We start from the raw sequence: 11792 nt of genomic DNA on the forward strand, positions 1-11792 counted from the left end.
CCCAACCCCCAGTCCACCACCACCGTCAACATCCCCTACGCCTACAGCCTGGACCGGGCCAGCTGCGTGCCGGACACCGTGCGGCAGACGGCCGGCGCCAACAAGGGCCTGCGCGAGTCGAACGGCTGCGGGTAACGACGCGGTCCTATCACCCGAGCCGGTTCACCCGGCGGCCACCGCGAATACGAGGTAGATAGCGACAGCAAGCGGCACCGCCACCGCCAACGCGAGCGCCCGTTGGCGGTGCGTCCGACCCACCAGCAGCACGAGCAGCACAGCGAGCAGGGTGTCGATAGCGACGTTCCACCACAGGCCGGTGCGATAGGGACCGGCGGCGGCCCTGGCGTGCCGGGCCGCCTCCTCGAGGAACACGGCAGCAGGCAGAGCCGTACCGACGATCAACCGCCAGCCGGCGCCGCGCGCCCAGGCGCCGCCGACGCCGAAGACCACCCCGGCGAGCACGCCGAAGAACATCCAGAGCACTGATGCCGGCGCCCAGAGGAAGGCCGGGTCGTCGCCCTGGAGGAGGGTCGCCGCGAGGTAGTAGCTGGGCACCGCGACGACAAGCAGGACCGTGGCGGCCAGGGCCGCGCGCCGCCATCCTGCGCGAACCCACCACCCGACGGCGAAAGCGGCAACCGCCCAGGTGGCGGTGGAGTTGCCCAGCTCCGCGAAGGGGTACGGCACGAACTTGATCCACACGAAGTCCAGGAAGCCGAGCAGAAAACCGCCCACGACGGCGGCGAGGGCCACCAATCGATCATCAGGTCGCATGACGCGCAAGCATACCGAGTATGCACCCGGCCGTTCCGACCCGCTGTGTGAAACTCTGGCACGACACGGACCGCATCCGCGCCGGTCACCGAATCAGTCCGACCAGGGTAGCCAGCCGCGTCACGCCGACACCGGCCAGCCCGCCCCGGGCGATCTCGGCGATCACCGTACGCGCCACCGGCCGGCACCGGACCTCGGCCGGCGCGACACGGTCCGCATCCACCAGCACCCGCCCGGCCCCGGTCAGGTCACCCAGTTGGAGGTACGCCCGCGCGGCGTCGACCAGGTACGCGGCCCGGTACTCGGCCGGCAGCCGCCGCCACCCCTCCCGGCGAACCACCCGCTCGTGCCGGCACACCGCCTCGTCGCCCTCTCCCAACTCCACCGCCGCCACCACCCGCGCCAGGTCCACAGCGAGCGGCCCGAAGCAGGTCCGGTGCGGGTCGCAGGCTCCGCTGCTCTCGGCGATGTCGGCGGCCCAGTCGATCAACTCGTCCGCCTGGCAGGGGTCGCCGCAGCCGGCGGCGGCCAGGCCGCCCTGGAGCAGCAACGCTCCCCGTACGCCGGGCTGCGCGACCTGGTGCGCGGCGGCGACCGTCGCGGCGAGCGCCAGCCGGTCACGGCCCAGGGCGCGCAGCGCCTGCCCGACTGACAGGGCTGCCGCGCCGGCCAGCACCGGGTCGCCGCCCGCGACGGCCATCGCCCGGTCGGCGGCCAGCCAGCCGAGGTCGGCCTCGCCCAGCTTCACCAGGACCGATGCGGTGATCCGGTACACCTGCACCAGAAGTTCCCGGTCGCCGCCGGGCAGGCCCCGGGCCGCGTCGAGCAGCCCGGGCAGCGCCCGCACCACCTGGGCGTAGTGCGCGTGCTGGTAGGTCAGCCAGGCGTGGGCGACGTGCCGGCCGACCTCGTCGGCCGAGGCTGTGCCACCAGCCTCGAAACGGGCGAGGGCGGCTCTGATCCCGTCCACCCCATCGAGTCCGCTGGTCGGAGGTGGACGGTGCTGGCCGAGCAGCACCGCCGGGTCGACCCGCAGCACCTCCGCGATCTCCTGGATCACCGAGTACCGGTCCAGGGAACGGACGCCCCGCTCCACCTTGTCCACCCAACTCTTCGACTTGCCGAGCCGATCGGCGAGCATCTGCTGCGTCATCCGGCGGCGTACCCGCCACCGGGCCACCCGCCGGCCGATCGGCTCATCCCTGGTCACGCCGCCACCGCCGGTCCGCGCGCGCTCGGGTGATGTCCTCGACCGGTATTCGCTCCGCCTCGGCCTGTGCGAGAAGGCGCTGCTTGGCGGTTTCTCGCTCGGCCGCCTCAATTTGCTCACCCCGGCTGCGTGGGTTTTCGTGTCCTGTCCCGCCCATCTGCGACCTCCCGACGAGGGCGCGACGGTTATTGAGCAGTACGTCGTACCGCCGTCACCCACAATCACTGTGCAGGTGGCTGTCGGTAGCTGAGCAGGTGAAACGCGTCCGCTACGGCGTCGCGGACAGGCCGATCCGGCGGACAGCCTTCCGCACGTGAGCGGCAAGCTGGCGGGACGAGGTCGTTACCGCGATGCCTTCGGCCGACATCAGGGTTTCGCGGGCTGCCGTCGTGTCACCGTGTTGCGCCTGGGTCAGGGCGAGGTACACCAAGTTTCGGCCGTGCCATTCCGCACCACTGGCCTCCTCGTTGACGCCCGCGACGCCGACCGTCAACAACTCCAGCGCTCGGTCGTTGGCCCGGCTGTCGGTCGCGCCGAGATACCGCCATGCGATGCCCTGCTGAATGGCAAAGAAGGACGGGGTGTACCAGTAGCCCCACGAGGACAGAGGCTCCTCCGCTGCCTGCGCGGCCACCTCCGAAGCTTCCGTCAGACAGGTGACTACTTGCTGAGCAGTAGCACCAGCCCTCGCAAGCCCTCGCGCCTCCTGACCCGCGCAGTAGGCCCGCAGGGCCGCGTTCACGGTCTTATCCCGGCGGGCAGCCTGAGACAGCCCGATCATGGCGGGCAGATCACAGCTCAACTCGGCCTGATGGCCCTGAAAAGACAGCACGGTTGCGACGAGGTCTCGGTTACCCGCCTCGCTGGCCCACTGCAAGGCCCTGGCATGCCAGGCTGTAGCCGCCCGATCGTTCCCCTGCGCGATGCTTAGCCACCCGGCGAACTGCGCCCACTGCGCAGCCACGTCCACCACGTGGGGCCGCATGTGGTGCGGGGCCTCACGCAGGAGAGAGGTCACGGTGTCGAGGTGAGCATGGACCGGCGCCGCAACGGGTCCGGAGCCGATGGCGTCCTCCAGCCGACGGTAACCGGCGAGCAGGCCAGCGAACGCTCGAACCGCAGCAGGATCGACCCGGCGGGGATGCGTGGTGACGTACGTCAGGCGCTCACCGCCTTCGGGAGCATCAACTACCAGCCCTGATAGAGCACCATTCGCGTCAAGTGCGCCGTCGAGTCGGACGGCCACATCTACGCTGGGCTTCGTACGCCCGGCCTCCAGCTGGTGAATCAGGCTCTTGCCATGATTGACAGCGGCAGCGAGCTGTCGCAGCGACAAGCCCCGCGACTCGCGGAATCGTCGCAGTTCGGCGGGAAAACGCGGATCGACGACCGTGTTCGCACGTGGGGGCACCGTTGCACTCCTAGCTCGTGACGATTACGAACCACCACTACCCCAAGCAGCTATGCAATCCTCGACGGTACCCGTGCTGATTCTGGGCCTCCAGCGCCGAGGCGTCGTTCTGTGCAAGGTCCGTAGCAAGGCCCGCCAGCCGGGCAGCATCGGCGCGCCCTCATCCACTTCACCTTCGACTGCGGAACCACCAGCCTCAGGGACTTCGACCTGCCGGGGCACGAATTGGAGGATGCCCCTTCTTCTCCCCCCAAGAGGCTGCGCAGCGGGTCCGGAGGGCGGTTCCCGACAGGTCTTCCGCCTGGCCGTCACCTGATTCATCCGACAGCCCGGACAACGAGGAGGTGCCGGCGTCCGTCCGGGATGTGCTTGGTGTGGGCCGAGGCGGTTCTAGCCGAGGGTCGCGGTCCGTGTCGTCAGATCGTCATCGGTAATCGGACGTAGCACCCGGCAGGGCGTGCCGACGGCGACCACCATCGGTGGGATATCGCGACTGACGACGCTGCCCGCGCCGATGACGGAGCCGTAACCGATACGGACGCCGGGCAGGACGACGACGTTGCTGCCGATCCAGACCTTGTCCTCGACCACGATGGGTTCTGAGAACCGTGCGTAGTCGATTCGACGCGCAGGATGCACCGGGTGCCCCGTTGTCGTGAGCGTCACGCTGGGCGCGATCATGACGCCGTCGCCGATGCGGATGTCCACGTCGTCGACGAACGTGAGGTTGACGTTGCCAAAGAAGTCGTCACCGATGTGGACGTTGCTCCCAAACCCAGCGTGGAAGGGCGCAAGAAGTACGGTGCGCTCTCCGACCGACCCGAGGATCGCGACGAGTAACGACCTCCGCCGGTCAGTTTCGCTGGGCGGTGTGTGGTTGTACTCGAAAATGAGGTCGGTGCGTCGCTGAGAAGCCTGGAACGATGCCTCCGACTCGGTGTAGATGAGACCCTGGCGGATCCGGTTCGACACCGCCTGTTCGTCACTGCGTGGCACGCCAGAGCGCTCCTTCCCAGCCGGTCCGCGGGACTACGCGTTTATGCCGGCAGGCCAAGCGACGCGGCCAGCGGATGGGCCCGGCGAGTTCAAGTCGCCGCCCTCCTCATCCGGACGCGACGCTGACCAGTACGGTCCCGGGCAGCAGCCTATGCCGTCAAGTCCGGTTTCCAGTCCTGGACGAGGAGCCCAAGCAACACCTCGTCCAGGAACTCGCCCATCACCCAGGCCGAGGAGCGCAGTACGCCCTCGCGGACGAAGCCGTTGCGCTCGGCGGAGCGCAGCATCGCGGCGTTGTCCGACAGCGTCTCGATCTGCAACCGTTGCAGGCCGCGCACGACGAAGCCGTAGTGGCACAGCACCGCGACCACGTCGGTGCCGTAGCCCCTTCCCCGACAGGACGGGCGCAGTCCGAGGCCGATGTGCGCCGACCGGTTGTGGTTGTCGATGCCCCACAGTGTCGCGGTGCCGACCAGCGTGCCGCCGTCCAGTTCCACCACGGAGAACGGGACGTGCCCCTCCTCCTTGTCGTCCAGCACGAGCCGCGGGTCCTTCGCGCCGGGCGTGATCGGCCGCCACGGCCGGCCTTCGGCCCGTGAGGAGTTGACCACGTCGTCGTAGAGCTCGGCGTGCAGGATCGGGATGTCATCCTCGTGCCGAGCCCTGAGCCCGACCTTGCTGCCCCTCAGCATGCAAGCTTCCTACCCGGCCGGGCTGGCCGGCGGCAAACCAAATAAGGCCCCTCAGTGGAACACCATTGCTGTCACCGCGCCACGGAGACGTACGTGGTGTTCCACCCACGGTCCGACGGCGCGCGGCGCGGGGGTGTGCCCGCCTCCGGCTCCGCCGTCAGAGCGCCACGATCGCCGCCGTCTCCCCCGGCAACTGCACCCGGTCGCGCATCACCGTCACGCCCTCACCCGTGGCCAGCAGCACCCGCCGTACCACCCCGGGCAGCGAGATCCCCTGAGCCCGACCCGCCAGGTTCGCCACCACCAGGCAGTCCCCGCGCCGCATCACCAGGAAGCGGTCCCCGTGCCACACCTGCACCCGGTCCAGCCGGGGATCCGACAGGTCAGGGCGTGCCTTCCGCAGGGCGATCAACCGGCGGTGGAACTCGTACATCTCCCGGTGCTCGGGTTTTTCCAGCTCCGCCCAGTCCAGCCGGGACCGCAGGAACGTCTGGGGATCCTGCGGATCCGGCACCTCCCCGGCGGGCCAGCCGTGGGAGGCGAACTCGCGCCGCCGCCCCCGGGCCACGGCGGAGGCCAGTTCCGGCTCCGGGTGGCTGGTGAAGAACTGCCACGGGGTGCCGGCGGCCCACTCCTCCCCCATGAACAGCATCGGGGTGAACGGCGCGGTCATCAGCAGCACCGCCCCGACCCGCAGCAACGCTGGCGAGAGGGTGGCGGAGATCCGGTCACCGGTGGCCCGGTTGCCGATCTGGTCGTGGTTCTGCAGGTACGCCACGAAGCGGTGCCCCGGCGTGCGCTGCCGGTCCACCGGCCGCCCGTGCACCCGGTTGCGGAAGCTGGAGTACGTGCCGGCGTGGAAGAACGCGCCGGTGAGCACGTCGGTGAGGCATTCCAGCGAGCCGAAGTCGCCGTAGTAGCCCTGCCGTTCGCCGGTGAGCAGGGTGTGCAGGGCGTGGTGGGCGTCGTCGTTCCACTGGGCGTGCAGGCCGTACCCGCCGGCCTCGGGCGGGCTGATCAGTTTCGGGTCGTTGAGGTCGCTCTCGGCGATCAGCGACAGGGGCCGGCCCAGGTGGGTGGAGAGCGCCGCCACCTCGGCGGCGACCTGCTCCAGGAAGTGGGTGGCGCGACTGTCGGGCATGGCGTGCACGGCGTCGAGCCGCAGCCCGTCGACGTGGTAGTCGCGCAGCCACATCAGCACCGAGTCGATGATGTAACGGCGGACGCCGTCGGAGTGCGGGCCGTCGAGGTTGACGGTGCGGCCCCAGGTGTTGCTCTGCTCGGTGAGGTATGGCGCGAACATCGGCGCGTAGGCCCCGGAGGGCCCGAAATGGTTGTAGACGACGTCGAGGATCACCCCCAGTCCCTTGGCGTGAGCGGCGTCGACGAGGCGTTTGAGCCCGTCCGGCCCGCCGTAGGGCTGGTGCGGGGCGTACCAGCAGACGCCGTCGTAGCCCCAGTTGTGTTCGCCGTTGAAGGCGTTGACCGGCAGCAGTTCGATCATGTCGACGCCGAGGTCGACCAGGTGGTCGAGGCGGCCGATCGCCGCGTCGAAGGTGCCCTCCGGGGTGAAGGTGCCGATGTGCAGCTCGTAGAGGATGCTGCCGGGCAGGTGGCGGCCGGTCCATGCCTGGTCGGTCCAGGCGAACGCCGCGTGGTCGTAGAGCCGGCTGGGCCCGTGCACCCCGTCCGGCTGCCAGGCCGAGCGGGGGTCGGGCAGCGGGCGGTCGTCGTCGCCGAGCAGGAACGCGTAGTCGGTGCCCGGACCGGCCCCGGGAACCTCGACCCGCCACCAGCCCCGAGGGTCGGGGCGCATCTCGCGGTCGGCGCCGCCCGGCAGCCGCAGCCGGACCCGGGCGGCCTCGGGCGCCCACACCGTGAACTCGGTCATGCGGCATCCTCCACGGAGTCGGTGGGAGCCAGCAGTGCGACGGGATAGGTGTCGAGCAGATCATCGAGCAGCAGCTCAGACCCACTGTAGGACCGACCGGTGAACACGTCGGTAACACTGTTGCCGGAAATCGACAGTCGGGTCCCCCGCCATCCGCCGGCGCGGGCCAGCCGTAGCGGGAGCCGGGTGGCCACGGCGATCGCGCCGCCCCGGTCGAAGGCGACGGCGTGCGCGCCGGCCGGCCCGTGCGCCGGCACCGGCCGGTAGCCGGTGAACAGGTCCGGGTGGTCGCGGCGCAGCCGCAGCGTCCGCGACACCACCAGCAGCTTCGCCGCGCCGTCGGCGGCCACCGCCGGCTGCCAGCCGGCGTCGAGGCGGGCCAGCAGGCCCCGGCGTACGGCGAAGTCGACCGGGCGGCGATTGTCCGGGTCGACCAGGCAGTTGTCCCACAGCTCGGTGCCCTGGTAGGTGTCGGGAACCCCGGGCATGGCGAGCTGTACGAGCTTCTGCCCGAGCGAGTTGGACCAGCCGGCCGGGGTGATCTCGTCGACGAACGCGGTGATCTCGGCGTGCAGTTCCGGGTCGTCGTACATCCGGTCCACCAACGCGTGCATCTGGTGCTCGAAGGTCAGGTCGGGGTCGGCCCAGCTCGTCGAGGTCGACGCCTCCCGGGCGGCCTTCTCGGCGTACGCGTGCAGGCGCTGCCGTTCGATCGGCCAGGCGCCGATGGTGCTCTGCCAGAGCAGGTGGGCGAAGGCCGGGTCGGCCAGCGGCGCGCGGGACATCCACCGGCTGACGGTCTCGGCCCAGCGGCCGGGTAGCTCGGACAGCACGGCGAGCCGGGCCCGCACGTCCTCGCCGCGCTTGGTGTCGTGGGTCGACAGGGTGGTCATGCTGGCCGGCCAGCGCGCCTGCCGGTCGGCGGCGAAGCGGTGGAACTCCGCCGGCGGCACCCCGAAGTGGGCCGGTGAGCCGCCGACCTCGTTGAGCGCGACGAACCGACTCCACCGGTAGTAGGCGGTGTCCTCCACCCCCTTGGCCATCACCGCGCCGGACAGCTGCGGGAAGCGTGCGGCCAGCTCGTGGTCGGGGTCGCGCAGGTGGGCGGTGACCGCGTCCAGGGTGGCGGCCAGGTCGGGGCGACGACGGCCCGCCTCGGCGCGGGCGGCGGCCAGGCGCCGGGCCCTCTCGGGCGGGTAGCCCCGGTAGACCGGGAAGCAGGCGGCCAGCTCGGCGAGGGCGTCCCGGGTGGCCTCGCGGTCCAGTTCGGGGGCGAGCGCGGCGAGCCGGGTCAGTTCGGCGGCGAGCAGCCGGGTGGCGGCCTGCCGCTTGGTGTCGTGGACGAGGTCCTCCCAGGAGGTGTGCCGGCCGGTCAACCGGCCGTCCAGGGCGGTGAAGTCGCGCTCCGCGTCACCGTCGACGAAGAGCCCGCAGACGGCGGCGAGGGCGTCGTACCCGGTGGTGCCGTCGACCGGCCAGTCCGGCAGTTCCTCGCCGTGCTCCAGGATCTTCTCCACGACCAGCCAGGCGTGCGGGGCGGCGGCGCGCAGCCGGGCCAGGTAGCCGGCGGGGTCGCGCAGGCCGTCGGGGTGGTCGACGCGGATGCCGTCGACGTCGCCGGCGGCGACCCAGCGCAGGATCTCGGCGTGGGTGGCGTCGAAGACCGCCGGGTCCTCCACCCGCAGGCCGGCCAGGTCGGAGACGGCGAAGAACCGGCGGTACGTCAGTTCGCTGTCCCCGCGCCGCCAGTTGACCAGCTCGTAGTGCTGCCGGTCGTGCACCTGGCGCGGGGTGCCCTCGCCGGTGCCGTCGGCGATCGGGAACCGGTGCTCGTGGTAGCGCAGCTCCCCCTCGACGATCTTCAGGTCGTCGAGGGCGTCGGGGCTGTCGGCGAGCACCGGCAGCAGCAGCCGGCCCCGGTCCCAGTCGATGTCGAACCAGGCCGCGTACGCCGAGTCCCGGCCCCGGCGCAGCACGTCCCACCAGGGCGGGTTGGCAGCCGGCTGGGCCACCCCGGCGTGGTTGGGCACGATGTCCACGACCAGGCCGAGCCCGGCGGCGCGCAGCGCCCGGACCAGGCGTTGCCGGGCGGCCTCGCCGCCGAGTTCGGGGTTGACCGACCGGTGGTCGGCCACGTCGTAGCCGTGCTGGCTGCCGGGGGTGGCGGCGAGCAGCGGCGCGCTGTAGAGGTGGGTGACGCCGAGGTCGGCCAGCCATTCGCTGAGCGCGGCGGTGGCGTCCAGGTCGAAGCCGGGGCGGACCTGGACCCGGTAGGTCGCCCCCATCCGGGGCGTCACCGAGGGACGGGTGTCGGGCATGTCAGGCCGCCCTCTCCAGGACCAGCAGTGAGCGGTCCGGCACGCAGATCGCGCCGCCCGCCTCGACCACGGTGGTCTTCTCCGGGTCCGGGTCCGCAGTGCTGATCTTCAGCTCCCAGCGTCGCCCGAACTCCTCGCCGGGCAGGGTGAAGTCCAGGGGCGCGTCGTGGGCGTTGAACAGCAGCAGGAAGGAGTTGTCCCGGTGCCGCTGACCGTACTGGCCGCGCTCGGGGATGCCGTCGCCGTTGACGAACAGGGCCACCGTACGGCCGAAGTCGTTGCCCCAGTCCTCGCCGGTCATCTCCCGGCCGTCGGGGGTGTACCAGGCCAGGTCCGGCAGGCCGGAGCCGGCGGCCCGGCCGCCGACGGGCAGGCCGGTGAAGAACCGGCGGCGGCGGAACACCTGGTGGGAGTTGCGGAACGCGGTGAGCCGGCGGACGAAGTCGAGCAGTTCGCTGTCGGCGTGCGCCCAGTCGATCCAGGCCAGTTCGCTGTCCTGGCAGTAGGCGTTGTTGTTGCCGCGCTGGGTGCGGCCCATCTCGTCGCCGTGGCCGATCATCGGCACGCCCTGGGAGAGCATCAGGGTGGCCAGGAAGTTGCGCCGCTGCCGGGCCCGCAGGGCGCGTACCGCCGGGTCGTCGGTCTCGCCCTCGGCGCCGCAGTTCCACGACCGGTTGTGGCTCTCGCCGTCGCGGTTCTCCTCGCCGTTGGCCTCGTTGTGCTTGTCGTTGTACGACACCAGGTCCCTGAGGGTGAACCCGTCGTGGCAGGTCACGAAGTTGATGCTGTGGAAGGGCCGGCGGCCGTCGTCCTGGTAGAGGTCGGCGGAGCCGGAGATGCGGGAGGCGAACTCCGCGAGGGTGGCCGGCTCGCCGCGCCAGAAGTCACGCACCGTGTCGCGGTACTTGCCGTTCCACTCGGTCCACTGCGGCGGGAAGTTGCCCACCTGGTAGCCGCCGGGGCCGACGTCCCACGGTTCGGCGATCAGCTTGACCTGGCTGACCACCGGGTCCTGCTGGACCACCTCGAAGAAGGTGGAGAGGCGGTCGACGGAGTAGAACTCCCGGGCCAGGGTGGCGGCGAGGTCGAAGCGGAAACCGTCGACGTGCATCTCGGTGACCCAGTACCGCAGCGAATCCATGATCAGTTGCAGGGAGTGCGGGCTGCGCACGTTGAGACTGTTGCCGGTGCCGGTGTAGTCGACGAAGCAGCGCCGGTCCTCCTCCGAGAGCCGGTAGTAGCTGGGGGTGTCGATGCCCTTGAAGCTCAGCGTCGGGCCGAGGTGGTTGCCCTCGGCGGTGTGGTTGTAGACCACGTCGAGGATGACCTCGATGCCGGCGGCGTGCAGCGCCCTGACCATGCCGCGGAACTCCTGCACCTGCTGGCCGAGGCGGCCGAGCGCCGAGTAGCCGTGGTGCGGGGCGAAGAACCCGATGGTGTTGTAGCCCCAGTAGTTGCGCAGCCCCAGGTCGGTCAGGCGGTGGTCGTGGACGAACTCGTGCACCGGCATCAGCTCGACCGCGGTCACCCCGAGCCGCCTGAAGTAGTCGATCATCACCGGGGAGGCGATCGCCGCGTACGTGCCGCGCAACTCCTCCGGGATGTCGGGGTGGCACATGGTCAACCCGCGCACGTGCGCCTCGTAGATCACCGAGTGGTGGTACGGGATGCGCGGCGGCCTGTCGTTGCCCCAGTCGAAGTAGGGGTTGACCACCACCGACTTCGGCACGAACGGGGCCGAGTCGGTGGTGTTCATCCGGTCCGGGTCGCCGCCCATCTCGTAGTCGTAGACCGCCGGGTCCCAGGTGACCCCGCCGTCGACGGCCTTGGCGTACGGGTCGAGCAGCAGCTTGTGCGGGTTGCAGCGCAGCCCGTTGGCCGGGTCCCACGGCCCGTGCACCCGGAAGCCGTACCGCTGGCCCGGCTCGATGCCCGGCAGGAACGCGTGCCAGACGTACGCGTCGACCTCGCGCAGCTCGACCCGCCGTTCGACGCCGGTGTCCCACTCGCCGAAGAGGCAGAGTTCGATCTTCTCGGCCACCTCGGAGAAGATCGCGAAGTTGGTGCCCATCCCGTCGTAGGTGGCTCCGAGGGGGTAGCGCTCACCCGGCCAGACCTGCATGTCGCTCCTTCAGGCACATGATCATGAGCGCGTCGCACGGCGACCCGACGACGCGCACGCGCGCTAATGCCCCGCCGTCCGTCCGGCCAATCATCCGTTCGGACGACACCCGATATCCACCCACCTGAGGCCGCCACAACCTTTGGGTGTCCTCCGTCACGATAGGCCCTTTCAAGATGCGGAGGACCGACTCGTGCCCTTTCCTTGATGCGGGCGCGCCCGCGCGGGCCCACTCGGCCGCTTCGGCCTCCCCCACCCTGTCCTCCGCCGCCACCGGTGCCGGCGCGACCCTTCGTGCATGGACGGAGATTGATGTGACCACTCTGCGGGTCGGCGAACACCTCGCGACCGCCGTGGACCGGACCTGCCGGCCCACCC

8 protein-coding genes are annotated in these 11792 nt (G+C 70.8%); all 8 read right to left on the reverse strand.

Going from position 1 to position 11792, the window contains the following annotated elements:
* Positions 1-162: 162 nt before the first annotated feature.
* Complete coding sequence (locus E1193_RS24230) at positions 163-774, reverse strand: DUF6518 family protein (RefSeq protein ID WP_132185486.1); 612 nt, start codon at positions 772-774, stop codon at positions 163-165.
* Between the two features lie 85 nt (positions 775-859).
* The gene (locus E1193_RS24235; protein WP_132185487.1) at positions 860-1984 is read right to left on the reverse strand and encodes a helix-turn-helix transcriptional regulator; all 1125 of its coding nucleotides are present in this window, start codon (positions 1982-1984) and stop codon (positions 860-862) included.
* 268 nt (positions 1985-2252) lie between these two features.
* Positions 2253-3395, reverse strand: coding sequence for a helix-turn-helix transcriptional regulator (locus tag E1193_RS24240; RefSeq protein ID WP_132185488.1), 1143 nt, complete (start codon positions 3393-3395; stop codon positions 2253-2255).
* A 390-nt stretch (positions 3396-3785) separates the two neighbouring features.
* On the reverse strand, positions 3786-4391 hold the full coding sequence (locus tag E1193_RS24245) for a sugar O-acetyltransferase (RefSeq protein WP_132185489.1): 606 nt from the start codon (positions 4389-4391) through the stop codon (positions 3786-3788).
* A 149-nt stretch (positions 4392-4540) separates the two neighbouring features.
* The gene (locus tag E1193_RS24250) at positions 4541-5083 is read right to left on the reverse strand and encodes a GNAT family protein (RefSeq protein ID WP_132185490.1); all 543 of its coding nucleotides are present in this window, start codon (positions 5081-5083) and stop codon (positions 4541-4543) included.
* Between the two features lie 157 nt (positions 5084-5240).
* Entirely contained in the window at positions 5241-6974 is a 1734-nt protein-coding gene (treZ, locus tag E1193_RS24255) for a malto-oligosyltrehalose trehalohydrolase (RefSeq protein WP_132185491.1), read from the reverse strand.
* Positions 6971-9292 (reverse strand): malto-oligosyltrehalose synthase, encoded by a 2322-nt coding sequence (gene treY / locus E1193_RS24260; RefSeq protein WP_132185492.1) that lies wholly within the window; start codon positions 9290-9292, stop codon positions 6971-6973. Before treY ends, treZ begins: the two co-directional genes overlap by 4 nt.
* Before the next feature lies 1 nt (position 9293).
* Entirely contained in the window at positions 9294-11414 is a 2121-nt protein-coding gene (glgX, locus tag E1193_RS24265; RefSeq protein WP_132185493.1) for a glycogen debranching protein GlgX, read from the reverse strand.
* Positions 11415-11792: the final 378 nt, after the last annotated feature.

Source organism: Micromonospora sp. KC606 (assembly GCF_004348675.1).
Lineage (GTDB): Bacteria > Actinomycetota > Actinomycetes > Mycobacteriales > Micromonosporaceae > Micromonospora.

What these genes read in the sequence shown, in the direction of transcription:
- treY (WP_132185492.1), bottom strand. Translation starts at nt 9,292, where the DNA reads ATGCCCGACACCCGTCCCTCGGTGACGCCCCGGATGGGGGCGACCTAC.
- glgX (WP_132185493.1), bottom strand. Translation starts at nt 11,414, where the DNA reads ATGCAGGTCTGGCCGGGTGAGCGCTACCCCCTCGGAGCCACCTACGAC.
- E1193_RS24250 (WP_132185490.1), bottom strand. Translation starts at nt 5,083, where the DNA reads ATGCTGAGGGGCAGCAAGGTCGGGCTCAGGGCTCGGCACGAGGATGAC.
- treZ (WP_132185491.1), bottom strand. Translation starts at nt 6,974, where the DNA reads ATGACCGAGTTCACGGTGTGGGCGCCCGAGGCCGCCCGGGTCCGGCTG.
- E1193_RS24230 (WP_132185486.1), bottom strand. Translation starts at nt 774, where the DNA reads ATGCGACCTGATGATCGATTGGTGGCCCTCGCCGCCGTCGTGGGCGGT.